This window comes from Streptomyces sp. NPDC058231 (assembly GCF_042882275.1).
Taxonomy (GTDB): Bacteria; Actinomycetota; Actinomycetes; order Streptomycetales; family Streptomycetaceae; genus Streptomyces.
Genome location: NZ_JBHVWN010000031.1, coordinates 27092 through 52021 on the forward strand (window position 1 = coordinate 27092; position 24930 = coordinate 52021).

The following is a 24930-nucleotide window of genomic DNA, read 5'->3' on the forward strand; positions in this document are numbered from 1 at the left end:
CCCTGCGGCACCGCCCGTGCCCCGTCGCGCAGTCCTCCGGGTCCTGCCCATGATCGCGACCCGCGTCGGCACCGCGCTGCTCGTCCTCCTGTGCACCGCCACCGTCGCCTTCTTCCTCGTACGGCTCTCCGGCGACCCCGTCAAAGTCCTCCTGCCGCCCGACGCCACCGCCCACCAGGAGAGCGTCCTGCGCCACAGCCTCGGGCTGGACCGCCCCCTGATCACCCAGTACCTCGACTATCTGTGGGGTATCCCGCGGTTCGACTTCGGCAACTCCCTCTTCTACAACCAGCCGGTACGCGCGGTCCTCGCCGACCGCATCCCCGCAACCCTCCTGCTGGCCGCCGGAGCGCTCGTCATCACGCTCCTCATCGCCCTGCCTGCCGGGACCGTGGCCGCCATGCGACGGGGGAGGACCACCGACCGCACCGTCATGACGGGTGTCCTGCTCGGCCAGTCCACCCCGCCCTTCTGGATCGGCATCCTCCTCATCCTGGTCTTCGCCGTCGGCCTGCACGCACTGCCCGCCTCCGGCTACGGAACCTTCGCCAACCTCGTCCTGCCGGCCGTGACACTCGCCGTGTACTCCGTCGCCGTCGTCGCCCGGCTCCTGCGCTCCTCCCTCATCGACGTGCTGAGCGCCGACCACATACGCACCGCACGGGCCAAGGGGTTCGGCCCCGTCAAGGTCGTCCTCACGCACGGGCTGCGCAACGCCTCGCTGCCCGTCGTCACCGTCGTCGGCCTCGAAGTCGGCAGCCTCCTCGGCGGCGCCATCCTCACCGAACAGGTCTTCTCCTGGCCCGGAGTCGGCCAGCTCACCATCGAAGCCATCTCCAACCGAGACTTCCCACTCGTCCAGGCCACCGTGCTGCTGTTCGCCGCGACCTTCGTCGTGGTGAACCTGCTCGTGGACCTCTCCTACAGCCTCCTCGACCCGAGGGTGAGGACCTCCCGATGACCACCACATCCCCGGCTCCGGCCACCACCGACGACCGGACGCCGGCCGTCCCCGCCCTCGCCCCATCGCCCCGCGCCGCCGCCCTGCGCACGCTGTTGCGCAACCGGCTCGCCGTCGCCGCCTTCGCCTTCGTCGCCCTCATCGTGATCTGCGCGCTCTTCGCCCCGCTCATCGCGCCGGCCGACCCCGACGCACAGGACCTCCTGGCCCGGCTCCAGCCGCCCGCGTGGATGCACGGCGGCAGCGACGCACACCTGCTCGGCACCGACCAACTCGGTCGCGACCTGCTCTCCCGCGTCATCTACGGCACCCGCGTCTCGCTGCTCGTCGGAGCCGGCGCCGCCCTGCTCGCCGGAGTCATCGGCACCGTCGTCGGCCTCGCCTCCGGCTACTTCGGAGGCTGGCCCGACCGCATCCTCATGCGCCTCGCCGACGTCCAGCTCGCCTTCCCCGCGATCCTCCTCGCCCTCGCCATCGTCGGATTCCTCGGCTCGGGCCTCTGGTACGTCATCCTCGTCCTCGGCATCACCGGCTGGGTGTCGTACGCCCGCGTCGTCCGCTCCGAGGTGCTGTCCCTGCGCTCCCGGGACTTCATCACCGAGGCCCACGCCATCGGCGTCGGCCATACCGCGATCATGCGCCGCCACCTGCTGCCCAACGTGATGGCACCCCTCGCCACCATCGGCACCCTCCACGTCGCCGCCGCCGTCGTAGCCGAGGCGTCCCTGAGCTACCTCGGCCTCGGCGTCCCCAAGGAGACCGTCACGTGGGGCTCGATGCTCGCCGACGGGCAGCTCTACCTCGGCACCTCATGGTGGGTCGCCGTCTTCCCCGGCGTCGCCCTCATGCTCACCTCACTCGCCGTCAACATCACCGGCGACGCCCTGCGCGACGTCGCGGACCCGAAGGCCTACCGCCGATGACCCCTCTCACCACCGGCGGCACAGCCGCCACCGCAGCGCCGGTCCTCGAAATCCACGACCTGCGCGTCGACTTCCGGCTCGCCACCACGACCGTCCACGCGGTCCGCGGCCTCAGCCTCGCCGTCGCCCCCGGGGAGACCCTCGCCATCGTCGGCGAATCGGGCAGCGGCAAGTCCGCGACCGCGCTCTCCACCCTCCGCCTCAACCCCGAACCGCCCTGCGTCTACGCCGGCGGCCACATCCTCCTCGACGGCAAGGACCTCCTCACCCGCAGCGAACGCGAACTCGGCCGCATCCGTGGCGCCGAACTCTCCATGATCTTCCAGGACCCGATGACCAGCCTCGACCCGCTGCAACGCATCGGCAACCAGGTCGCCGAGGTCCTCCGTCACCACGGCGCGTACAGCCGGGCCGAAGCCAGGGCCGCCGCCCTGTCCGCCCTGGACGAAGTCGGCATCCCCGACCCCGAACGCCGCTACCGCCAGTACCCCCACGAACTCTCCGGCGGGCTGCGCCAACGCGTCATGATCGCCGCCGCCCTGGTGGCCCGTCCCCGGGTCCTCATCGCCGACGAACCCACCACGGCCCTCGACGTCACCGTGCAGCGTCAGATCCTCGACCTGCTCGTACAGCTCCAGGAACGGCACGGCATGGCCGTCGTCCTGATCACGCACGACCTCGGTGTCGTCGCGGAAACAGCCGACCGCGTCGTCGTCATGCACCACGGAGAAGCTGTCGAGAGCGGCGACGTCCACGACATCTTCTCCCGCCCCACCGACCCCTACACCCGCCAACTACTGGACGCGACACCCCGACTGGAGCCCGCCGGATGACCGTCACCGCCCCGCCCCTGCTCGAACTCGAGAACCTGCGCAAGGAGTTCGGCGGACGGCCCGGAAGCGTCGCGGTGGACGACGTGAGCCTCACCGTCCACGAAGGCGAAACCCTCGCGCTGGTGGGGGAGTCGGGCTGTGGGAAGACCACGCTGACCCGGCTGCTGCTGCGCCTGCTGGAACCGACCTCGGGCACCGTACGCTTCGCCGGCACCGACCTCTTCGGCCTCGACGCGACCGCGCTGCGCCGGGTCCGCCGCGAGATGCAGGTCGTCCTCCAGGATCCCTACTCCAGCATGAACCCACGGCTTCGGATCGTCGACATCGTCGCCGAACCCCTCGTCACCCACGATCCGCAGGCCCGGGGCCGCCGGGGCCGGGCACGTACCCGGCAGCGCGTCGGGGAACTCCTCGAGGCGGTCGGCCTCGACGCCGCGATTCTCGACCGCTACCCCCACGAGTTCTCCGGCGGTCAACGCCAGCGCATCTCCATCGCCCGCGCCCTCACCCTCGAACCCCGCCTCGTCGTCCTCGACGAACCCACCAGCGCTCTCGACGTGTCCGTCCAGGCGCGCGTCCTCGACCTGCTCGGCGAACTCCAACAGCGCCTCGGGCTCACCTACGTGTTCGTGTCCCACAACCTCGCGGTCGTCCAGCAGGTGGCCGACCGGGTCGCCGTCATGCGCCGGGGCCGCATCGTCGAGGTGGGCACCGCCCAGCAGGTGTTCACCGCACCCGCCCACCCCTATACGCGTCAGCTCCTCGACGCCGTCCCCGTGCCGGACCCCGCGAAGGCCCGCAGGACCCGGCGACCGGCCGCGCACGACGAGGAGACAGCGGGCGTGAACACCCCGGCCGGCTCCGGTTCCGCCCCGAACCCCGCGCACGAGGGCCCCGCATGACAACCGCCGCGCACCTACCGGCCGGACAGCACCAGTCCCGCTCCGCCCAGCAGCGCGACATCGTCCACGGTCGCCTCGCTCACCACCACCCTGGGCAGCTCGCCGCCGCCCAGGCCGTCCGAACGCAGCCGCGACTCGACCAGGGCCCGGAACGGCTCCCCGCCTTCACGGGCCTCCCCGTGCAGGACGAAGAGCCCGCAGGCGAAGAGCTGCTGCACCGTGGCGAGTCCCAGCACCAGATTCTCCGCGTACTCCGCCACCAGGCGCCGCGCCGCCCCGTCCCGCGATGCCACCAGCGCGCCGAGCGACGCACCCGCCGCCCCGAGACCGAGCACCTCCGCCCGTCGGCGCAGCCAGCGCGTCGTCGCCACCGCCTTCCAGCAGCCGCGACGCCCGCAGGTGCACAGCTCACCACTGGCGGACACCGTCATGTGAGCCCCGCTGCGCCCGCCGTCAGGGGCGAGCACCTCACCCTCGTACAGAATGCCCACCCCCAGCACCTCACCCGTCGACACCGAGGCGAAGGAGCGACGTCCCCGGCCCGGCCCGAACCACCGGTCGCCGAGCACCTGGACCCGCGCCCGGTGCTCGACCCGCACCGGGGCCCCGGTCAGTGTTTCCAGCCGCTGTGCGACCGGGTAGCCGCGCAGGGCCGGCGCCTCGTTGACCTCGATCACCCGGCCGCCGGCCGGATCGATCACTCCCGCCGCCGCGATGCCGATGCCTGTCGGACGGCGCCCCTCGAACACGACGGCCACTCGCGCGAGCGCCTCGTCCACCGCTGCAGGGGACGGGGACGCCGCGTCGAACTCGGCCTCGGCCCGTCCGAGCACGGCGCCGGAGCGAGCGAGCAGCGCCGCCCGGACCCTGCCGGGGAGCAGCTCGACGGCCCCCAGCGTGCTGGAAACCGTCCGTACCTCCGGACCCGGCACGGGGTCCGGCACCAACCGCAAAGGAGAACGTTCATGCGCCATGCGCCGACTCTGCCACGTCCGTGTTCCGAGGAGACAGCCGCATGAGCCACCGGCACCTGACCGAGACCACCTGGCGCGAGACCCGTGAGGCGGCACCCGAGGCCATCGCACTGCTCCCCATCGGCTCCCAGGAACAGCACGCGGAGCACCTTCCGCTGGGAACCGACACCCTGCTCGTCGAGGCCGTCGTCGACCGCGCACTCACCCTGATCGACGAGGAGGCCGCCGCCGGTACCGACGGAACCCCCGTCCTCGTCCGGCTGCCCACCCTGCCGTACGGCCACAGCCCCCACCATCTGTTCGCCGCCGCGCTGACGCTCTCGGCCCCCACCCTCGCCGCCGTGCTCGGCGAGATCCTCGACTCACTCGCCGCCTGCGGCCACCGCCGGATCCTCGTCGTCAACGGACACGGCGGAAACGACGAGATCATGAAGCTCGCCGTCAAGCGCTTCGCTCTGCGCGCCGATGCCACCGCCGCCGCTTGCTCCTACTGGACGGTGACCAGCGGCGAGGACGACGGAGGCCGCCCGGAGGTCACCCCCGGCCACGCGGGCTGGTTCGAGACCTCGCTCATGCTCGCCGCCCACCCCGGCCTCGTACGCACCCCCGTGCCGGCCCGGGCCCCCGTCGAGCCGCCGCCGCTCTTCGACCGGCCGCCCTACCCCGGGCTCACCGTCGAACGGCACGGCGAATGGGAGCGCGTAGGTGGCTCCACCGACGACGCCTCGACCGCCGACGCCGGGCACGGCCGCAGGCTCCTGGACGACCGTGCCCGCGGCCTCGCGCGCGCGGTCCTGGCCTTCGACGCCGCGACCCGCACCGGACCGTGACCGGCCCCGGCACCGACCGCCCCACCCGAACCGAACGAGGAACAGCATGAAGATCACCGATGTCGACGTCCATGTGGTGAACCTGCCCCTGCTCAATCCCTTCACCAGCTCCTTCGAGACGAAGACCGGGGAGACGCGCACGGTCGTGCGTATCCGTACCGACACCGGTGTCGAGGGCTGGGGCGAGACCATGTGGGGCCGGCCCGTCGCGGCGATCGTCAGGACACTTGCCGAGGATCTCATCGGCATGAGCCCCTTCGCACTCGAAGCATTCCACCGCAAGCAGCACATGGTGCCCTTCTTCTACGGCTACCTCGGCTACGCCGCGATCGCAGCCCTCGACGTCGCCTGCTGGGACGCCATGGGCAAGGCCACCGGCCAGTCCGTCACCGACCTGCTCGGCGGTCCCGTGCGTGAGGAGGTCCCGCTCACCGCGCTCATCACCCGGGCCGACGCCCCCGGCGCACGGTCGGCGGATCTTCCTGCCGCACTTGCCGAGCACACCCTCCGTGTCGTCACCGAGGGAGGCTTCCAGGCCGTCAAGCTCAAGGGCACGAAGGACGTCCAGGGCGACGTCGCGATTCTCCGGGCCCTGCGCTCCGCCCTGCCCGAGGTCAGCCTCCGCGTAGACCCCAACGCCGCCTGGTCCGTCCCCGACTCGATCCGCGCCGGCATCGCGCTGGAGGAACTGGACCTCGAGTACCTCGAGGACCCCTGCGTCGGCATCGAGGGCATGAGCCAGGTCCGTGCGAAGGTCCGCATACCGCTGTGCACCAACATGTGCGTCGTCCGCTTCGAGGACTTCGCACCCGCAGTACGCCTCGGTGCCGTGGACGTCATCCACGGTGACGTCTACAAGTGGGGGGGAATCGCTCCCACCAAGGCCCTCGCGGCACACTGCGAGACCTTCGGGCTCGGGATGAACCTGCACAGCGGCGGTGAGCTGGGCATCGCGACGGCCGCGCATCTCGCGGTGGTCGCAAGCACCCCGGTGCTCTCCCGCGCCATCGACTCCATGTACTACCTGCACGCCGACGACATCATCGAGCCGATCCCGCTCAAGAACGGCAGCCTGCGCGTTCCGACCGGCCCCGGCCTCGGTGTCACCGTCGACGAGGACAAGCTCCGCCATTACGCGGAGGTCAACGCCCGCGAAGGAGACCTCACCCGATGACCGGACCCAGCACCCCCACCCGCACCACCCGGCACGCGGTGAGCACGGACCGGGCGCCCGCGCCCGCCGGTGGCTACAGCCAGGGGATCGCCGCCGGCCCGTATCTCTTCACCTCGGGCTTCGGCCCGCAGGACCCGAGCACCGGCGCCGTCGCGGACACCGTCGCGGAACAGACCACCCAGGTGCTGCGGAACATCGGCGCCGTGCTGGACAGTGAAGGGCTCGGTCCGGAGGACGTCGTCAAGGTGACGGTGCACCTCCAGCACCTGCACCGCGACTTCGCCTCGTTCGATGCCGCATACCGGGCGTTCTTCACCGCGCCCCTGCCGGTCCGCACCACGGTCGGCACGGATCTGATGAACATCCTTGTGGAGATCGACGTCGTCGCCCTCCGACGCGAGACACCCGAACCCTCCTGACGGCGTCGGAACACAGCGCACCTCGCCCTGCCCGGCGCGCCGACGGGGAGTGGCCCCTCGAAACGGGTCACTCCGTCGTTCGGTCGGATGTGGGCGGGGTGTGCCCGGCAGGTGAGGTGTGCCCGGTCCATGACCAGGGCTCACCCGGCGCCCAGGCGATCGTCCGAGGTGTGGCGGACGAAAGGCGCGCACGATTCGGTACGGCCGCCGACCACCGCCGATGCTCGCGGGGGAGTGCGGTGCGCCTCGATCACTGCGCTTCTCATGTGCACCGAGAGCTGCAACCGCATAAAGGAATGGTGACATCGCCCACGTAAGCATTCTTCTACCCACGCGGTTGCCGACAAGAATTCCTTCGATGATCGCGGGCGGCACGAACGCGGGTATCCGCGCCCCGTAGGTCGCGCATCCCGAAAGCTGTTCTTCGAGCAGTCCGGGCGTTCGTGGAATTTCCGGATACCGATGACTTGGCCGGTGGTAGCCGTCCGGCGCGGCAAAATCCTGAATGTCTCCGCAGGGCTGTCGTGAGCGGCCCGGCTTGCGCGGGCCGATCGATCAAGGATTCAGTGGGCGCGATTTCCCCGAAGTCCACTTCTGGGCGATGTGGGCGGAATCACGAATTGCGTCACGCAGCTGTTACGTGGGACATAGTTATTTCGCGAACGGTCTTTTTATGATCGCGTCATGTCTCGTCATTCGTTCACTCCGCCGGTCGTCACGTTCGTCCGCCGTCATCCCTCGCGCTACGCCCTGGCCGCACTCGCGATCGTCATGACGGGCTGGGCGGCGACGGGTGGCGTCGTGGACCCGGCCAGGGCCGACGAGACGCGGGCCCTCCCGAGTTCGGGCCCGGCGGTGGGCCCGGTAACCGGCATCGCCTACCTGGGCTCCGTTCCTGCGCTGCCGTCCGCGCCCGTCACGGTGGCGCCCTCACCCACTCCGTCGGTGTCCGCGGCAGCCCTGCGCACCACCGGGCCCCGGGCGGTTCCCGGCGCGACTCCCGACCAGGTGCTGTCGAAGCGGCTGGCGTCGGTCGTGGCCGCCACCCCTGCTTCGCTGTCGGTGGCGGTGCTCGACCCGGCCGACGGACGCACGGCACGGTACGGCGTCCGCGCGGGGGTGACGTACGACACGGCGAGCATCGTGAAGGTCGACATCCTGGCGACCTTGCTGCTCCAGGCCCAGGACCAGCACCGCGGGCTCACCACGCAGGAGAAGGCGTTCGCCACGTCGATGATCCGGATCAGTGACAATGCGTCCGCCGATGCCCTCTGGCGGGTGATCGGCGAGGCGCCGGGTCTCGACGCCGCCAACCGCAGGTTCGGCCTGACCGGCACCACCGGTGGCGCCGGCGCTCACTGGGGGCTCACCCAGACCACCGCGACCGATCAGCTCGCCCTGCTGACCGCCGTCTTCGGCACCGACTCGCCGTTGGATCAGTCGTCCCGGACCTACCTCCGCGGTCTCATGGGCGGCATAGCGGCAGGCCAGGACTGGGGAGTCTCCGCGGCCGGCCCCGTCACCGGCCTGAAGAACGGCTGGCTGCAGCGGACCGCCACGGGGCGCTGGGACGTCAACAGCATCGGCCTCGTCCAGGTGGACGGACATGACCGCCTCGTCGCAGTGGTGTCGCGGGACAACGTCAGCATGGCGGACGGTGTCTCGCTGGTGGAGAAGGCGGCCAAGGCCGCGGTCCAGGCACTGGACACGACGGCCTGACCCACACACACCGGAGGTCCCGCCGGCCTCCGCACCATGCGGTGCGGAGAGTGCGGGATGAACAAGTGGCAACCGTCCGACAGCGGACTTGCCACCGGGGGAGTCCGCCGCACGGAGCGGGCGGACATCACGGTCGGATTCGGAGGCGGCGGCCCGGCCGGCGCGGACCGCTCAATCCTTCACTTGGCCCACGGCGGCGGCTGCCGGGTCCAGACGGTGCCGAAGACGCGCGGATCGGTCAGCTGGTTCAGTCGCTCCGGCCAGACCCCGCGGTCGAACCACGCCCGGCCCTCGTCGGTGTTCAGAGCGCTCGGTGTGAAGTCGATCAGTGAACCGTCCTTGAACAACACGAGCTGCCGGACCATCGGCGCCTGGGTGAAGTCCCCCGTGTCGATGTGCTCCTGCGAGTCGAAGCGGACAGTCCACGCCAGTCGGTACTCCGCTGTCGCCGCCGGTCCGATCACGATCGTCGGCGGGCCGTCCCCGTACCTGTCCCGAAGGAACGCCCAAGCGGCGGCCAGTACCTCCCCCTCGGTCATACACGTCCACCCTTCCTCAACTCTTCGACGTGCTTCGGCATCAGCACAGTTCTGCCACGATCGTCGGATCCTAAGAGCCCTGAGCAGGTACTGCCAAGAGGCCGCGGCCGGTGTACGGCGGGTCCCCGGTAGGAGAGGTGACTGCGCATGAAGTGCCGTGGCTCCGGCGCGCGTTCCCGGGGAGTCGCCATCGCGCAAGCCGGGGCACCGGCCTGCGTGCGGGTTCAGAAGCCGAAGTCGCTGAGGCTCGGGTAGTCGGACGGGCGCGGCCCCGAGCGGTCCCAGCTGAATTTGCGTTCCGACGCCGTGATCGGCACGTCATTGATGCTCGCGTGGCGAACGCTCATGAGGCCGTCGTCGCTGAACTCCCAATTTTCGTTGCCATAGGCACGAAACCAGTCTCCGTTGACTGTGTGGTATTCGTAGGCGAAGCGGACGGCGATCCGGTGCCCGCCGAAGGACCACAGTTCCTTGATCAGCCGGTACTCGAGTTCGTACTCCCACTTGTGCGCGAGGAAGTCGACGATCTCCCTGCGCCCGTTGATGAAGACGGAGCGATTACGCCAGCGGCTGTCCTCGGTGTAGGCGAGCGAAACCGCCTCCGGGTTGCGAGTGTTCCAGGCGTCCTCGCCCGCCCTGACCTTCTGCACTGCGGTGTCGGCGTTGAACGGGGGATAAGGCGGCTTGCCGGTCATCGTCAGCTTCTCTCCACTACGTACTCGGTGCGGAACGGGAGCGTTGGCCCCAGCGTGCCCTCGGGTGATGCCGTGCGTATGTTCGTGGACGCCGCACGCACGGCAGGCCGGGAGCGTCACGTTCGCCCAGCGGTATCACCCCCGGGTGGTGGTGAGGCTGCGCACCGTGCCTGCGCGACGTCAGGGTCGGACGCGTCGCAGCCGTCGGCCGACGAAGACGGTCCCCGCGCCGACGGCCAGGGACGCCCCGGCGATGCGGGCGAGGGCGGTGTTGCTGCCCAGGTCGTTCACGGCCCCCGAAGTTGCCAGGGACGGCCGGGCGGAGTCGGCCCCCGCAGCCGCCTGGATGATCAAGTCGGCGACCGCCCCGGGGTGGGCGATCAACGACACATGGGAGGAGTTGATCTCCACCGTGTGCGAGCCGGCCCGCTTTGCCTGGAACCGTTCCTGGTCGGGATTGATGGTCTTGTCCTGCCGGCCCACGAGTGCCCAGGACGGGATGTGCTTCCAGGCCGCGACCTTGGCCTTCTCGGAGAACGCGGTCGTGGCAGCCGGCCGCTGGGTGTCACCCAGCAGATTCGCCTCGCTCTCCGGCAGGTCGGCGGCGAAGACCTGGTGGACCTTGTCGCGTTTCAGGTAGAGGTCGGTCCCGCTGCGACCGCTCTCCCGGTACGGGACGGACCGTGTGGCGGTCCCCAGCTCACTGGGGAACCGCGCGGCCAGCGACATGCCGCTCTCGCCCACATCGGGCATCAGAGCCGATATGTACACGAGCGACTTCACATGGGGGTTGCCTTCAGCTGCCGAGCTGATCACGGCGCCGCCGTAGGAGTGGCCCACGAGCACGACCGGCCCCTTGATGCTGTCCAGCACCGAAGCGATGTAGGTGGAGTCGTTGTACAGACCGCGCAGTGGGTTGGCGGCCGCGACGACCGGGTAGCCGTCGCGTTCGAGGCGCGAGATGACACCGTCCCAGCTGGAACTGTCGGCGAATGCCCCGTGCACCAGGACGACGGTGGGCTTGGCGCCCGCCGTGCCGCCGTCCGCGGCAGCCGGGACTGCCGTCATCGAGCACAGGGCCAGTGTGCATCCGGCTGCGGCGGCGTGTGCGCGCGATATGCCGGAGATCGCCAATGCGGTCATGCTGTTCTCGCTTTCCTCGATGCCAACAGCACCTCAGCGTTCACGAATCGGTGCCGCTCGGCCCGCTGATGTCCGCCAACCGGGTGAATGGCGTGGTGCGTCGGAGTGAATGGCCGATCGGGTCGGGCGTGCCGGAACTTGAACCCGGGTGCGGCCCCGGTTGCCGGTCGAACTCCGTGTACGAGCCAATTGAGCCGCATCCATGGATGCGGCTCGCCTTCGCCGCCCTCGCCGGTGGCCTCGGCCGGTGCCTTCCCGCCGCCATCGGACTCCGATCGGGGTCGGCCCGAGAGGCCCGTAGTCGCTCTGATCGGGGACGGAGCCACGCAATACACCCCGTCCGCCCTCCGGACCGTTGTCACCGGCACCGGGTACCGGTGACAACGGTCGGCTACTTGCCGGGGACGGGGTCGGCCGGTGCGTACAGTGCCTCACGCAGAACGGCAGTGGTCTGGGCCACGGCCTGCTCGGCGGCCCGGGTGCCGGCCAGCGCGTCGAGCATCATGAAGTCGTGGGTGACGCCGCTGTAGTGGGACGAGACCACCCGGACGCCGGCCGAGCGGAGCTTGGCGGCGTACGAGTCGGCCGCGTCGAGCAGCACATCGGAGTCGGTGATCATCAAGGCGGGCGGCAGGCCGCGCAGTTGGTTCACGGTGGCGCGCAGCGGGGAGGCCAGCGGGTTGCTGCGATCGGTCACGCGAGGTGCGTAGGCATCCCAGAACCACTTCATCGCCGGCTTGGTGAGCCAGCAGTTCTCGGCGAATCGCTGGTAGGAGGAGGTGTCGAAGTCGGCGTCGGTGACGGGATAGAGCATGACCTGCTGCTGGAAGCGGGGGCCGCCGCGCTGCTTGGCCATCAAGGTGACGGCGGCAGTCATGTCTCCGCCCACCGAGTCGCCGGCAACCGCCAGACGACTGGTGTCGACACCGATCTCGCCGCCGTGGTCGGCCACCCACCGGGCGACCGTGTAAGCCTGCTCGACGGGGACGGGGAACTGCGCCTCGGGGGAGGGGGTGTAGTCGACGAAGACGACGGCCGCGCGTGCACCGTCGGCGAGCTGCCGGACCAGGCGTTCGTGTGTCTTGAAATTGCCCAGAACCCATCCACCGCCATGGATGTAGACGATGGCGGGCAGGTCGCCCGTGACGCCGTCGGGGCGGACGACATGGACGGAGACGGGGCCGGTCGGGCCGCCGGGCACGGTACGGGTGCTGATCTGCGCGGGCACCATGTCCACCGGCCCCGCCTGCAGCTTGTCCAGCACGTCCCGAGCGGCCTTGTACGACAGCTTGTACAGCGGCGTCCCGTCGGCTGCCGCAAGCTTGTCGAGGAAATCCTGGTCGATCTTTTCCAGCTTCGCCGGAGGAGTGCCGCAGGGCACGTAGGAGGCCTGCATCTGCTTCGAAACGGCGGATATCGCCTGGCCGTTGTCGGCGACGCGATCGCTGCGGCCGGCGCAGCCGCTGAGCGTCGCACTGGTGGTGGCAAGGAGCGCGACCAGGGTGAAACAGCGAGTCCTGCGGGCTGTCAGCGGTCGTCGCGAGGAGGTCATGTCTGCGGATTCCCAACGTGGTCGTAGGTCCCCCAGAAGGTCAGCCTCTTCGTATGACCGGGCCGCCGACCAGTTGAGTTAGCCCGCCGGAGTGCCTGGCGCCGTGGACGTGGTGGCAGGGCCGGGGAGCAGGGTCGGCCCCGTCCGTGCGGGAGCGCCGGTCAGTGGCTGGAGTGCGGGCAAGGACACGATCACTCACCACGTCGGCTCGGCGCAGCGGCTTCGCTGATCTGTTTCGCGAGCAGAGAGATGTCCACCGGCCGGGTCGTGTCGACGTGGATCACCGGCCCGAGACCCAGAGGTCGGGCCTCCCTGCTCCACATCTCCCACCGTGCATCGGACTCCAGCTGGTCATCCAGGTGCACGGGGTGTCTGCTCGCGGCCCGGGCGACGTAGCGCCGCCGCGCCACCTCCAACGGCACGTCGCACCAGACCTCCTGGACCCCCTCTGCACCGGCCCGGGCGAGTCCGGCCACGGCGAACCGACGCACATGGCGCAGCCACGGGCTCTCCAGCACCGCGCCGTCGGGCGCAGACGCCAGCAGTGTCCACAACGTCTCCGCGGCGGCACTGCCGAGGGCGCTGCTCCACTCGTGTGCGGTGATACCGCTCGCGGGTCCCTCCCCGAGGGTGTCGGCCAGGGTCTCCTTGACCGCGTCCTTGCTGAACAGCGGCAGCTTCAACTCCCGTGCCAGGGCCCGGGCGAGAGTGGTCTTACCTGCTCCGGGAAGTCCGTTAACCAGTACGGTCACCATGCAGCGATCGTAGACCGACCGGCAGATCGGTCGCTCCGGACGACGGATGAGTGGGTACCCGCGCCACTTGCGCGTCGGTGGCGCGAGGGATGTGTGCCCCACCCGGATCTCGCCGGGGGGACGACCGGCTCATCAGGGTTCCAGGCCCCTGATGACGGCGACGGTGACGAGCGCGTACGTCACATGCGGAACGATGTCGGAGACCCAGTCGGAGCGCGACCATGTGCGCGGGTCGGTCACGCCCAGCACGGTCATCGGGCCGTTGGTTCCGATCAGCGCCCCGATGGTCGCCGTGGCGGCCAGGACCGCGTTGCCCGGACGCCAGCCGCATGAGAGGGCAAGACCGAGCAGGGCGCCCATGCCCACACCGGCGGCCGTGCCGGTCAGTGGGCCCAGGGCATCGACACGGTTCTCCCGTACGTCCTCGTCGCCCGGAATCGGCACGTGCAAGGTTTCCGACAGCCGTTCCGCGGTGACCTCGGGCGCCGTGCTCGCGCCGCGGCCACGGATCACCATGTCCAGATAGCCGACGGCATTCAGGGCCGTGGTCCCGGCCGCGCCCGCGGCGGCGCCGGCCAGGAGACCACACAGGTGTCGTGCCGGACCGACAACTTCCGTCATGGGCCGCTCATCTCCTCACGAAGTCCAGCAACGCGGGACCGGCGGTGCCGATACGACTCACGAGCCGGCGGGGCGCGTTCCGTCTCAGTTAATGCACCGGGCGGCGTGCTGCGCCACCGCAGGCACGGCGTCTGATCCGAGCGGGTCGTTTCTCCACGAACCCGGTCGGACGCCACAGGGGACATGCCGCGTTCGCCTGTCCTCCCTCGATCGGGGAGGAGTCACGTACACCCATCCGAGTGACGCACCGTGGTGACGAGGTGTTAGCTGAGGTGGCGGGGCCGGGCCGCGCTGCAGGGCGATGCGCGGACACCGATGTGTCGCGGCGACATGCGGCGGCAGAGAGCGGACCAGGTCATCGGACGCCCGGTCGGGGAGCTCGACATGCAAGTACCGCGTTCCCTTCCCCGTACACACAAGTGCTCTCCGACCTCGATACCCGGCTGATCGATCCGATAGCCGCGCCGGCGGCCTGGCTGACACATGACATCGAGCGAGCCAGCGCTCTGGCGCGAGCCGGCGCACACTCGGTGATCATCACGCCTCTCGCCGTCCATGGCATGGCTCTGGGGATCGTGTGCTTCTACCGGGACGAGCGGCATCCGGCACGATTCGACGAGGAGGACGTCGCGCTGGCCGAAGAACTGGCGGCGCGGACATCGATCGCGATCGAGAACGCGCGCCGATTCATTCGCGAACACAACACCGCGATCACGCTGCAGCGCAGCCTTCTGCCGAAGATGCTCCCCGAGGTCTCGGCCATCAACTTCGGCCGCTTCTATCTTCCAGGGAAGTCCGACGCCTACTGGTTCGACGTGACCCCCCTCTCCAGCGCCCGTGTCGGTCTGGTCATCGGGCAGGTTCCCGATCACGGGCTGCAGGCCTCCGTGACGATGGGCCGCTTCCGTACCGCGGTGTCCACCCTGGCCGACCTCGACCTGCCACCCGACGAACTCCTGGTGCACCTTGACGATGTTGCCACCCGCGTCGCGAGCGACCACACGGGCGGCAGCCATGTGCATCACCCGAGCCGTCCTGCATGTACGCCGTGTACGACCCCGTCACGTGTGAACTCAGCGTGGCGAGCGCCGGATGGCCGGAGCCGCTGCTGACCCTGCCCGATGGCTCCGTGACGTCGCAGCCGGCACTTCGCCGAGAACCGCGGTGGGGCTGATCGGTGTCAGGAGAGGATCGGGACGAGGCCGATCGCGAAGACCGCGTAGAAGGCTGCCGCGACGGTGAGGCGGGCCGGGGTGAGTTTGTGGGCGCGCATGGTCAGCAGCAGGTAGACGATCGCGGCCATCGTGATGAGTCCGGACCAGAGCAGGGCGCCGTCGAACTGCCACGTGGTGAACAGCAGACCGAGCCCGCTGGGGACGGTGGCCTGGATCATCATGGCGCCGGAGATGTTCGCGAGCGCGAGCTTGGTCTTGCCCTGCCGGACCCAGATCACGGCATTCATGATCTCGGGGAGTTCGGTGGCGACCGGGGATAGCAGCAGCGCGGTCACCGCGGCGGAGAGCCCGAGAATCGGACCGATCGCATGCAGTTGCTTCACGAAAAGCTGGGACGCGAAGAAGATGATCACGACGGTGAGCAACGTCTGCGCCACCACGGCCCAGGAGTCCGGAGCGGACTTCTCGGGCTGGAACTTCAGCGGATCCAGCTCCGCCTCCTCGTCGTCCTCGTCGTCCTCGCCACGGATCTCACGCCAGAAGTAGACGGCGTACGTGGCGAAGAACAGCAGCCCGAGCGCAGGCTTGAACGCGAAGGTGACCAGGCCGAGCGCGACCTTCACGATGAAGATCGGCAGGAACCACTTCTGGTCCTTCGCCAGCCGCTTCATGTCCTTCTCGTTCCCCAGCGCCTCATCGGCCGGTCCGTGGCCGGGCGGCATGCCGGTCTCCTGGAGAGCCAGGGCCCGGTCCTCGCGACGTTTGAGGAGCAGCACCGCGCCCGTCACGCCGTAGGCGATGGTCGCCAGCGCAAGCGGGCCACCCATTGCGGCACCGACGCCGATGTTCCTGGCCTCCTCGTCCGCGCCGGTCGTGACCGCGACCAGCGTCACCACGGACTCCGGCAAGGCGGTACCGAAGGCGGCCAGAATCGTGCCGACCGCCATCTTCCCGACGTTCAGCCGCTCGCCCAGCCACTCCACCGCGTTGACGAACCACTCACACGAGAGATAGATCGCCACCGCACACACGATGAGCAAAACGAAATGAATCACAGAACTCGTTCAGCCTTCCCGCAGCGGCAGGGCCTCGAAGGACGAGCTGCGTGAGGACGGCGGCACGCTTCAACCCCGCCGACGCGCAAAATCAGTCGTCGACAACAGGGCCGAAGGTCTCGCCCACAACCATCATCACCAGATACAGGCCCGGCCACCGGGAGCTCGACGACTCCAGTGTGTCGACGACGACCGGTTGGCGGGGCTGCCCCTTCACGGCCGCTCACCTCATCGGAGCGCGAACAGATCTGGACGCTCCCGCGCCGCACGTCGGGCGCTCACTCCCCGCCTCTCCCGCTCGGTACGACGTCTCCGGAAGGCAACCGGCCGACGGACCTCTCGGTCATGGTCGACGAAGTCCCGGCGGGCGTGGCGAACGGCGGCAGCCGTCGGCCGGGCGGGAAGAGCATGGTCGCCCCGGCAGCGGCCCTCCCGCCATGGGTTCTTACCGAGGGAGTCATGCCCAGGACATATGCCGTTCGCGCGGCGCGATCAGAGTCCGAAGAGAGCTTTTATGTACCAACCACCGAATTTGCTGAGGACCATCATGTGCCTTGACGGACATTGCGCACACACCTACGACCCCCTCGTTCCCGAGGCCGCGTCCGACGATGCCCCGACTGCCGGGCCGGGACGCCGCCGTCTGCTGACGGCCGGGGTCGCGGGCGCCGCGGCCCTCACCCTTGCGCCGGTCTCCTTCGCCCAGGCCTCCGAGGCCTCACCCGCAGGTGGCAAGCCGCCGACCAGCGGTGAAGTGACCCGTGTCATCAGCGGGTTCCTGGAGACCGGCGTCGCCGACTTCGTCTACCTCCCGGTGGAGGTTCCCAAGGGCGTCCAGCAGATAGCCGTCTCGTACTCCTACGACAAGCCGGGCGTCCCCGCAGGGACTCCGGGCAACTCCTGCGACATCGGCATTTTCGACGAGCGGGGGACCGCGCTCGGCGGACGTGGCTTCCGCGGCTGGTCCGGCGGCTCCCGCACCTCGTTCGCGATCAGCAACAGCGACGCCACCCCGGGCTACCTGCCCGGACCGGTCGACGCCGGCACCTGGAACATCATTCTCGGCCCCTACCAGGTGGCGCCCCAGGGCATGAACTACCAGGTCCAGGTGACACTCACCTACGGCAAGCCCGGACCCGACCACGTGAAGAACTTCCCGCCGCAGCGGGCCAAGGGCCGTGGCCGGAGCTGGTACCGCGGTGACTGCCACCTGCACACGGTCCACTCCGACGGCAAGCGCCTGCCCGATCAGGTCGCGGCCGGAGCACGGGCCGCCGGACTGGACTTCATCGTCTCCACCGATCACAACACCTCGTCCTCGCACGCGGTATGGGGCCAGTACGCCGGCCAGGACCTGCTGATCATGACCGGCGAGGAGGTCACCACCCGCAACGGACACTGGCTGGCACTCGGACTTCCGGCGGGCGAGTGGATCGACTGGCGCTACCGCTCCCGCGACGACGCCTTCGAGCGCTTCTCGCGTCAGGTGCACCGGGGCGGCGGACTCGTGGTTCCCGCCCACATGTACTGCGCCTACGTGGCCAGCCAGTGGAAGTTCGGGTTCGACGACGCCGATGCCACCGAGGTGTGGACGGGCCCGTGGACGTACGACGACGAGCACGCGATCAGCACCTGGGACCAGAAGCTGGGTGAGGCGGTGCGCACCGGCAAGCGTTGGCTTCCGGCGATGGGAAACAGCGACGCGCACAGCGAGCCCCAGGTCATCGGCCTGCCGCACAATGTCGTCCACGCCGACGACCTGGCCACCGACTCGATCATGGACGGCATCCGCGCCGGCCGTAGCTGGATAGCGGAGTCCTCCTCCGTCGAGCTGACCTTCACGGCCAGCGGGAACGGCAAGCAGGCGGGCATCGGCGAGAAGCTCAGCGTGCCGGCGGACGCGCCCGTGGACATCCGCCTCGACGTCGAGGGTGTGCCGAACGGCACGGTCCGGTTCATCACCGACGAGGGCCAGATGCACCAGGAGTCGGTGAGCGCAGCCGGTACCGGCACAGTGGTGTGGCGGACGACCGCCTCGCTCGCCGCCTACGTACGCGCCGAGGTCCGACACCCGATGCCCAACGGCTCCCCGGGGCAGGGCAACACCATGGGTGACGCACTGCTTTTCGGGCCGATGGCCGCGCTGACCAACCCGGTGTTCCTTGAGCGGAAGGGGCGTTGATGCGGTAGTACGCCGCCGTCGCCCACAGACTTCCCCCCCCCGCCCGGAAGGCCTTCATGGCCTCCGGGCGGCGGCATCCTCGCTGTCGAAGTCAACGCCGTCCCCTGCCGTCCGAGCGCCACGACAGTGCCAACCCGCGGGAGGGGATTACTCGGCAGGGGCCTGGTAGAGGCCGCGCCCGGCGCGATGGGCCCTGGAGGTGGCGACGAGGCGATCGAGTGTGCTGCGCACCGTGTTGATGCTGCCGGCTGTGAGCTCGCGTCCCAGGGCCTCGGTCACGTCACGGGCCCGTACGGGCGCGCCACCGGCTGCGGCCACCACCTCCATGACCTGTTCGATGAGACGGCCCCCGTCCTTGGCCGACGCGGCGGGCGCCGCCTTCTCGGCGGTCTGGGCCTTCTCGGACTTGGCGGGGGCGGCCTTCTTGGAGGTGCGCTCCTTCTTCTGCTTCGCAGTGGTTTTGGAAGCTGTCCTCACGGCGTCGGCAGCAGTCCTGCCGGCCTTGCGAGGCGCGGGTACGACTGCTGCCTCCGGCACATCACCTGTCACGGCAGAGAGGCCGGGTTCCTGCTGCTCCTGCTGCGTGGTCGTCGGCCGAGCATGGGCCTCTGCCTCACTGCCGGACGATGAGGCGGAGGGTCCGTCGTCGACCGATGTCGTCGTCAGCACGGGGGGAGCGGTGGCCAGCGCCTGCAGAGCGGACAGCGCGGTGCGCACCGACTCCAGACGTTCGCTGACCGTGACGAGTTCCTTCTCCAAGTCCTGCTGACGTACTTCCAGACGCGGAAGTTCCGCCTGCAGAAGCGCTGTTGTTGCTTCGACGCTGCCCGGGGTGCTGGTCGCGGAAGTCATGATGTCGCCCTTCTGTTCCGGCCTACCATCGGTGACCGCTGTATTGCAGCGTAAGGGATGTTGTGTTGTGCCCTCGCCCGCCCCTGCCTTTTTCCAGGGGCCCGCTCATGCAGACATCCGGCCGGCGACCGGTCCAGCCCGCCCGACCTGTCCGTTCGGCATCGAGCCCGCTGGTCTTCGGACTGTTGCGCCTGACCTCGCAGGAAACGCCCATGGCCTGCAGGTTGCTTGCCGAGCCGCCGCGGTGGAGCAGCGGTCCCGAGTGCCTGCTGCGGGGATGGTCACAGGCCGACAAGCGGGATAGGGGCTCCCGCCGTTCATGGCTCAGGTTCACTCCGACGACTGACGCACCCCCACGACAAATGTCTTAGAGCGACGGCTTCGTGGGGCTGATTCAAGGGCCCTGGTACCAGTATGGTCCATCCTCTGGGTAGGGTCCGGGAATGTTCTATCCCGGATCCGAGTCGGCGCTTCTCGCCGGCATGAGTGCAGCGCGTCTGGCCGGTCACCAGCGGCTCTTGATACAAGCGACGTTGAGAGCCGTGCATCCTGGAGCGTATGCCACCCAACATGCTGCCGCGGCGGGAGCTGCAGTGCTCTCTCTCGGACGCGCCGAGGCCGTGCTGCGGTCACGGGCCGGCGCCGGCAATGACAGAGAAGCCCAACCCAATAAGGACCTGGCGTTCACAGTCATCGAGCGGAGCCTGCGATCGCTGCAGGCACTGAAGGCCGTCGTCACGCCGGCTCAGCGGCCGCTCGAGCGCGCGCTCGACCGGCCATCGCAAGGCAGAAGGCCGTCCCCGTGCTGAGCGCGTGCGGGCGCTCCGAAACCGCGGCGACATGCGTATCCGCCGCTGTCCACCACGGATCACGGCATGGCCTGCGGCCACTGAACGATCGAAGCAGCTACTGGTGCCTCCCCGGCCGACAGGACGGGCGGCACGGTCGACTTGGTACTCGACGGAAGCACCCCGAACTCCACGACGTGTTGTCGGGGCAGCGTCATCCCATCAGCCCTGACCCGAATCAGGTGAGCCACTGGCGCCAGCGCGCCGTCGGCGGATCGCAGCGCCCTGCGTCGACCGCCTCCTGGTAGGCGCGTTCGTCCAGCTCGTGCCACGTCTGCGGTCTCCCGTTCGAGTCCGGGAACGGCTGTCCGTCGCTGTCGGCGAAGGCGGCGACGGTGACGTGGCAGTCATAGGGGCGTACGGTCCTGGTCGCGTACCAGCCGAACGCCGTGAGGAGGACGACGGCGCAGGAAGGGAGCACTGTGCGGGCTCGGCGGTTGAGTCTCATCAGCGCATCGTAGAGACGACATCGGAGTGCTTCGTGCGGAGACCGTCACGGCGCCGTCCGGCAGAGCACTCGGCTGTGCCGGCACTGCCGAGTGATGTGACCTGTGGCTGCGCCACCAGGCCCTGTCCTCCCACGACCGTGTCGACTCGACGCCGGCTTCGACGAGGCCGCATCGCAGCCCTCTCATGGCTTTCCCGCTCTGCAGAATTCGACGATCTCATCCAGTCCGGGCTGATATCCGTCCGTGGTGTCGACGCGCAGAGAGGGCAGGTCGAGGGTGATGCCTCGCCAGTCGGAGGCTGTGAAAGCAGGGTTGGGGGCGCAGTGAGCGGCTTGTCGCACCTTGCTGCGTGCGTCCCGTTCGGTGCTACGGGCGTGGGCGGTCCCGGGGGCGACTTGGCACTCGATGATCCGCGTCGTGTGTGCCGGTCCCAACCCGTCGAGGAGGTGGTGCCAGTTGGGCCCCTGGAAAGCCGCCTCTGCGATCGTGGTCGCACCGGCATCCAGCAGCACACGCAGGACATCACGGAAGACCGTGAAGGTCTGCTGGTTGAGCAAGTCACCCGGGGCCGGCCGGTAGCCCGGCAGGGAGACAACCATGCCTTCCTTGATCTCGTCGCGGCAGATGGCCGGGCACCCGATGCGCCGGGCGAGCCGGTGGGCGAGCGTGGTCTTGCCGGATCCGTAAGGTCCGGTGACAACGATCAGGGCTGGCACGGGATCTCAGCACCTCGCTTCCGCGGTCTTCGACTACCCGGGTATCCTGCCCTACTCCAGCGGCGGAGGCGGACGCAGCGGTCACGCCGGGCGCGGACGGACGTCGGCTGGGGAATCGGCCGGACATCGAGGAGCTGCGCATCAACGGGTGCGTGATCGGTCCGGCCGGCCGACCGGTCTCCTCCTCGCTCGCACAGGCCGCATCCGGGCCACTCGCCACGTCCCCCGTACCAGGGCAAAGGGGTGACCCCGACGGGGACACCCCTCCACCGGCAAGTGCTTCAGGAGATTCCTAGACGGTGCCGTTCTCCCACCACCAGGCGCGGCCGAGGTCGGCCCGGCTGTCTACGTGCTGGTGGTCCGCGGTGTAGGTCTCCAGACCGGAGAAGCCGGAGGTCTCCGCCTTCTGGTAGACGGTCTTGTTGGACACTCCGGGCACGGCGAGGTCGGCCGCTGTGCCGTACATGTGCATGCTGTCGCTGGCTCCGCCGATATCGGCGTTGTGCGCGATGCTGCGGAAGCCGGAATTGACCGTGATGGGGACGTTGCCGAGCTTCTTGCGGAGTGCCTCCAGCTTGTACATCGCGCGGCGGGCGTTCTCCTTGACGTCGGCTGCGCTCAGCTTGCCGCCGGAGAAGGTGCCGCTGATCCGGTCGGTGAACTCGCTGAAGTCGAAGTGCGCGGTCGAACCGTCCGACTGCTCAAGGGCATTGAGTTGCGACTGGGTGCTGGGACCGGCGCTGCCGTCGACGGCGAGTCCGTAGGCCGCTTGGAACCGGCGCACCGCCGCCGCAGTGCCGGGGCCGAAGTTGCCGTCGACGGCCACGCGGGACTGTCCGGCGCTGTCCGCGGCCCACCCGGCGACTCTGATCTGCAGTTCGGTCACGTCGGCGCCGGTGGCCCCCTGATTCAGGGTGCGCGACCAGGAGTACGCCTCCGCGACCCCCGACAGAACGGCGGGGCCGAGCACGACGCCTATACCGGCTGCCAGCGTTCCGCGCAGCGCCGTACGGCGGTTGAACGAGCGCGGGGAGTGGGAAGAGGAACTGGACGGGGACATCTTCGTCCTTTCACGGACCTGTTGCAGTGCACAGTGAATGACGTGAACTGCGCCAGTGTCATGGACATGTAGGCGCAGCGGAAGAGTGCCGTTGCCGGCCTCACCTCTGCCGCCGTGTTTGCCCTTTTTCTGCGGTGGCGGTCTGGCCCTTCTTCTTGGGATGGCGGCCTTGATGTGACGATTTCGTGGGTGAGCCCGGTTGATGCGGGAGCAGGAGGCTTTGTCGTCGGGGATGACCGCGAGGCGAGTGCGTCGACGCTCGGCGCGGTCCGGGCCGGCGTCCCACCCGTACCGTTCCTCGTGTCACCGCCCCTTCTGGAGCGGTAACCCGGCAGCCGGTCGGGCTCCGCCTGCAACCCCGGCCCTCAGGACCGGGTCAAGTTGACTGCCCGCTACCCAGGGTCCAGGACTCGATGTCACGGTAGTGGATCGGTCCTCGGCTACGGCCGACGTTGCTGCCGACCAGGTGCAGGCGTTCGGTCGTCCATCGGCGGCCGGCGAACCCGGCGAACGCCGCGGCGATCTCTGCCGCCGAGGAACGATCGCCCCGGCGGGCCCTAGCCAGTGTCAGATGGGGGCGAAGGGGCCGTTCCTCGAAGGTGACACCGCAACTCCGCACGACGGTGCGGACGTCGGCCGCGAGCGTGTGCAGCCCGTCGAGGTCCCCGTCGATTCCGCTCCACAGCACCCGGTCGTCGAAGGTCCCGCCGCCGTGCAGTGCCAGGCGGAGCGGAACGCGAGTCGCCGCGAGGTCCGCGAGCGGCGGGCGAAGCAGCGGAACGATCGAGACCGGAAGTTCCCCGAGGAACGCCAGGGTGATGTGCCAGTCCTCGATGCGGTTCCACCGCATGTGAGAGTGCGTGCCATAGGCGGGGCGCAGTTCCCTGGCGAGTTCTTCCTTCGCGTCGTCGGGCGGGGCGAGGGCGATGAACACGCGAATGGTCGCGGGCTGAGTCTGATCGTTCACAACGGACTTCGTACCTCATCAGCGCGGTCGGGGCGACGGCCCGGGCGATGGGGAGCGGCTGCACTTGCTGCTGAAGGCCCAGGCGTCGAGTGGCGAAAGGCTGGACTCGTCGTGTGCGCTGGTCGGCTCATTCCACGCCGGGACGGCCACAGAGGATGCTGCGGAGGAGAGGAACTGTGTGGAGCTGTCATGGTGCCGCCCCCCGCAGCGAGCGGCCACCCACTGCACCGAGGCCGACATCTCCGCCCCACGTCTGAAGGCGGCCAGAGGTCGTACCGCCGGCGACCTGTGGTCTCCGGCGGTACGGACAGTCAGTACGGGGCGCGAAGATTCGCCCGTTCGGGCGTGATCAGATGCGGACTGCGGCCTGGAAGCTGCCGATGGTGTTCATCGACTCGTAGCGGACGTAGGCGCCCGGGTACGGGGCGTGCAGCACGGTGTTTCCGCCCGCGTAGATGCCCACGTGCGAGGTGTTGTTGAAGAAGACCAGGTCACCCGGCTTCAGCTGGCTGCGGGCGATGCGAGTGCCTTCGTTTATCTGGGTGTAGGTGGTGCGGGTGATGTGGGCGCCGGCCTGGGCGTAGGCCCACTGGGTCAGCCCCGAGCAGTCGAAGGAGCTGGGGCCCGCGGCGGTGCGGACATAGGGCATTCCTATCCGCGTGCTGGCGGCCTGGAGTGCGGCGGCGCCGAGAGCGGACGCAGGGACCTCGTTGCCGAGTTCCACCCGGTCGCCGGCGCTGCGGCTGGCGCGCTGCTCCTCCTCGGCCATCTTGGCGCGCTCGGTGGCGGTCAGAGTGTTCAGCAGACGCTGCGCGTCGGCGAGCTTGCCCTGGAACTTCTGCTTGTTCTCGCCAAGCACCTTGCGGATGTCGGCGAGGTCGCCCAGCTTCTCCTGGGCCTCCTTGCGCTGCTGCGCGAGGGATCGCTGCTTCTCCTGGATCTTCTCCAGCGCCTCGGTCTGCTTCGCCGTCAGCTGGTCCAGGGTCGAGGCCTGGTCGAGGAAGCTGTCCGGGTCCGAGGAGAGGAAGAGCTGCACGGACGGGTCGATGCCACCGGAGCGGTACTGCGCCGACGCGAGTGAACCGAGGCCGCTGCGCAGGGTGTTGAGCTCCTGCTGGCCGCGGGCGACCTTGTCCTGCAGCGCGCTCACCTGCTTCTCGAGCTTCTCCTGCTGCTCCTTGGCCCCGTCGTACTTCTCGGTGGCCTGCTCCGCCTCGTGGTAGAGCTTGTCGACTTTCGCCTTGACCTCGCTCTTGGTCGGCTTGGGGTCGGCGTGAGCGGCCTGGGAGGTGAGGGCGACGGCCGCGGCGGCGGTCGCGGTGAGCACGGTCACACGGGTGCGGCTCGGCTGCTTGGGACGACGGTGGGACGCCACGAAGGCGAGCTCCTTCTTCCTCGAGCCGCCTACCGGGCTATGGGGGGAGGTGAATCCCCGGCTCCGTGCATGTCACGGATTCGGCGGTGTCTTCGCTGCCACCCCGGATGGGTGATCAATCGTGCGAAGGTTCGAGGCCCAACCCTAGTGACCATCTTGTAATCAGTTCAATCCTCACGAGAGGAATATCGACACACGAGGTACTTCCTTT

General features: G+C 69.2%; 25 protein-coding genes. 10 read left to right on the top strand and 15 right to left on the bottom strand.

All coding sequences use genetic code 11. The annotated features are described in order from the left end of the window. Positions 1 to 49: 49 nt before the first annotated feature. The 4 genes from ACFVXE_RS21110 to ACFVXE_RS21125 are packed head-to-tail and all read left to right on the top strand — an operon-like array spanning position 50 to position 3619. A complete protein-coding gene (locus tag ACFVXE_RS21110; RefSeq protein WP_389673121.1) occupies positions 50 to 961 on the top strand; it encodes an ABC transporter permease in 912 nt (303 codons plus the stop codon). Beyond that, entirely contained in the window at positions 958 to 1884 is a 927-nt protein-coding gene (locus ACFVXE_RS21115; protein WP_389673022.1) for an ABC transporter permease, read from the top strand. Before ACFVXE_RS21110 ends, ACFVXE_RS21115 begins: the two co-directional genes overlap by 4 nt. Continuing rightward, entirely contained in the window at positions 1881 to 2717 is an 837-nt protein-coding gene (locus ACFVXE_RS21120) for an ATP-binding cassette domain-containing protein (protein WP_389673024.1), read from the top strand. The genes ACFVXE_RS21115 and ACFVXE_RS21120 overlap by 4 nt, the downstream gene beginning before the upstream one ends. Beyond that, positions 2714 to 3619 (top strand): ATP-binding cassette domain-containing protein, encoded by a 906-nt coding sequence (locus ACFVXE_RS21125; protein ID WP_389673026.1) that lies wholly within the window; start codon positions 2714 to 2716, stop codon positions 3617 to 3619. The genes ACFVXE_RS21120 and ACFVXE_RS21125 overlap by 4 nt, the downstream gene beginning before the upstream one ends. A 14-nt stretch (positions 3620 to 3633) precedes the next feature. Here ACFVXE_RS21125 and ACFVXE_RS21130 read toward each other — a convergent pair whose 3' ends face one another. Further along, on the bottom strand, positions 3634 to 4593 hold the full coding sequence (locus ACFVXE_RS21130; protein ID WP_389673028.1) for an ROK family protein: 960 nt from the start codon (positions 4591 to 4593) through the stop codon (positions 3634 to 3636). Between the two features lie 41 nt (positions 4594 to 4634). On the opposite strand from ACFVXE_RS21130, the gene ACFVXE_RS21135 reads away from it, so the two are divergent. The 4 genes from ACFVXE_RS21135 (at position 4635) to ACFVXE_RS21150 (ending at position 8735) form a co-directional block, all read left to right on the top strand. Further along, entirely contained in the window at positions 4635 to 5423 is a 789-nt protein-coding gene (locus tag ACFVXE_RS21135; protein WP_389673030.1) for a creatininase family protein, read from the top strand. Positions 5424 to 5469: 46 nt separating this feature from the next. After that, positions 5470 to 6597 carry a mandelate racemase/muconate lactonizing enzyme family protein gene (locus tag ACFVXE_RS21140; protein ID WP_389673032.1) on the top strand — a complete coding sequence of 376 codons (1128 nt, stop codon included), beginning with the start codon at positions 5470 to 5472 and terminating at the stop codon, positions 6595 to 6597. Continuing rightward, the gene (locus tag ACFVXE_RS21145; protein WP_389673034.1) at positions 6594 to 7016 is read left to right on the top strand and encodes a RidA family protein; all 423 of its coding nucleotides are present in this window, start codon (positions 6594 to 6596) and stop codon (positions 7014 to 7016) included. The genes ACFVXE_RS21140 and ACFVXE_RS21145 overlap by 4 nt, the downstream gene beginning before the upstream one ends. 684 nt (positions 7017 to 7700) lie before the next feature. Further along, complete coding sequence (locus tag ACFVXE_RS21150; RefSeq protein ID WP_389673036.1) at positions 7701 to 8735, top strand: serine hydrolase; 1035 nt, start codon at positions 7701 to 7703, stop codon at positions 8733 to 8735. Between the two features lie 179 nt (positions 8736 to 8914). On the opposite strand, the gene ACFVXE_RS21155 is transcribed toward ACFVXE_RS21150, so the two are convergent. From ACFVXE_RS21155 to ACFVXE_RS21180, 6 genes are all read right to left on the bottom strand, one after another. After that, positions 8915 to 9274 (bottom strand): serine protease, encoded by a 360-nt coding sequence (locus ACFVXE_RS21155; RefSeq protein ID WP_389673038.1) that lies wholly within the window; start codon positions 9272 to 9274, stop codon positions 8915 to 8917. 224 nt (positions 9275 to 9498) lie between these two features. Next, positions 9499 to 9969 carry a DUF1348 family protein gene (locus tag ACFVXE_RS21160; RefSeq protein WP_389673040.1) on the bottom strand — a complete coding sequence of 157 codons (471 nt, stop codon included), beginning with the start codon at positions 9967 to 9969 and terminating at the stop codon, positions 9499 to 9501. 180 nt (positions 9970 to 10149) lie between these two features. After that, entirely contained in the window at positions 10150 to 11112 is a 963-nt protein-coding gene (locus ACFVXE_RS21165; protein ID WP_389673042.1) for an alpha/beta fold hydrolase, read from the bottom strand. A 391-nt stretch (positions 11113 to 11503) separates the two neighbouring features. Further along, positions 11504 to 12664, bottom strand: a complete 1161-nt coding sequence (locus tag ACFVXE_RS21170) for an alpha/beta hydrolase fold domain-containing protein (protein WP_389673044.1) — start codon at positions 12662 to 12664, stop codon at positions 11504 to 11506. Between the two features lie 191 nt (positions 12665 to 12855). Next, entirely contained in the window at positions 12856 to 13419 is a 564-nt protein-coding gene (locus tag ACFVXE_RS21175; protein WP_389673046.1) for an AAA family ATPase, read from the bottom strand. A 132-nt stretch (positions 13420 to 13551) separates the two neighbouring features. After that, positions 13552 to 14040 (bottom strand): hypothetical protein, encoded by a 489-nt coding sequence (locus ACFVXE_RS21180; RefSeq protein WP_389673048.1) that lies wholly within the window; start codon positions 14038 to 14040, stop codon positions 13552 to 13554. A 317-nt stretch (positions 14041 to 14357) separates the two neighbouring features. Between ACFVXE_RS21180 and ACFVXE_RS21185 the strand changes: the two genes are divergently transcribed. Continuing rightward, positions 14358 to 15152: a PP2C family protein-serine/threonine phosphatase gene (locus tag ACFVXE_RS21185; protein WP_389673123.1), complete on the top strand. Its 795-nt coding sequence runs from the start codon at positions 14358 to 14360 to the stop codon at positions 15150 to 15152. 68 nt (positions 15153 to 15220) lie between these two features. Here the strand turns inward: ACFVXE_RS21185 and ACFVXE_RS21190 are convergent, their stop codons facing one another. Continuing rightward, the gene (locus ACFVXE_RS21190; RefSeq protein WP_389673050.1) at positions 15221 to 16270 is read right to left on the bottom strand and encodes a sodium:calcium antiporter; all 1050 of its coding nucleotides are present in this window, start codon (positions 16268 to 16270) and stop codon (positions 15221 to 15223) included. Between the two features lie 91 nt (positions 16271 to 16361). Beyond that, the gene (locus ACFVXE_RS21195) at positions 16362 to 16487 is read right to left on the bottom strand and encodes a hypothetical protein (RefSeq protein ID WP_389673052.1); all 126 of its coding nucleotides are present in this window, start codon (positions 16485 to 16487) and stop codon (positions 16362 to 16364) included. 330 nt (positions 16488 to 16817) lie between these two features. On the opposite strand from ACFVXE_RS21195, the gene ACFVXE_RS21200 reads away from it, so the two are divergent. Further along, the gene (locus tag ACFVXE_RS21200; protein WP_389673054.1) at positions 16818 to 18452 is read left to right on the top strand and encodes a CehA/McbA family metallohydrolase; all 1635 of its coding nucleotides are present in this window, start codon (positions 16818 to 16820) and stop codon (positions 18450 to 18452) included. 147 nt (positions 18453 to 18599) lie between these two features. On the opposite strand, the gene ACFVXE_RS21205 is transcribed toward ACFVXE_RS21200, so the two are convergent. The 6 genes from ACFVXE_RS21205 to ACFVXE_RS21230 form a co-directional block, all read right to left on the bottom strand. After that, on the bottom strand, positions 18600 to 19304 hold the full coding sequence (locus tag ACFVXE_RS21205) for a hypothetical protein (protein WP_389673055.1): 705 nt from the start codon (positions 19302 to 19304) through the stop codon (positions 18600 to 18602). A gap of 1026 nt (positions 19305 to 20330) precedes the next feature. Then, on the bottom strand, positions 20331 to 20600 hold the full coding sequence (locus tag ACFVXE_RS21210) for a hypothetical protein (RefSeq protein WP_389673057.1): 270 nt from the start codon (positions 20598 to 20600) through the stop codon (positions 20331 to 20333). A gap of 183 nt (positions 20601 to 20783) precedes the next feature. Further along, positions 20784 to 21317 carry an AAA family ATPase gene (locus tag ACFVXE_RS21215; protein WP_389673059.1) on the bottom strand — a complete coding sequence of 178 codons (534 nt, stop codon included), beginning with the start codon at positions 21315 to 21317 and terminating at the stop codon, positions 20784 to 20786. A 292-nt stretch (positions 21318 to 21609) separates the two neighbouring features. Then, complete coding sequence (locus tag ACFVXE_RS21220) at positions 21610 to 22377, bottom strand: D-Ala-D-Ala carboxypeptidase family metallohydrolase (protein ID WP_389673061.1); 768 nt, start codon at positions 22375 to 22377, stop codon at positions 21610 to 21612. A 376-nt stretch (positions 22378 to 22753) separates the two neighbouring features. Further along, the gene (gene thpR / locus ACFVXE_RS21225; protein ID WP_389673063.1) at positions 22754 to 23344 is read right to left on the bottom strand and encodes an RNA 2',3'-cyclic phosphodiesterase; all 591 of its coding nucleotides are present in this window, start codon (positions 23342 to 23344) and stop codon (positions 22754 to 22756) included. 349 nt (positions 23345 to 23693) lie between these two features. Further along, complete coding sequence (locus ACFVXE_RS21230) at positions 23694 to 24719, bottom strand: NlpC/P60 family protein (protein ID WP_389673065.1); 1026 nt, start codon at positions 24717 to 24719, stop codon at positions 23694 to 23696. Between the last annotated feature and the right edge of the window lie 211 nt (positions 24720 to 24930).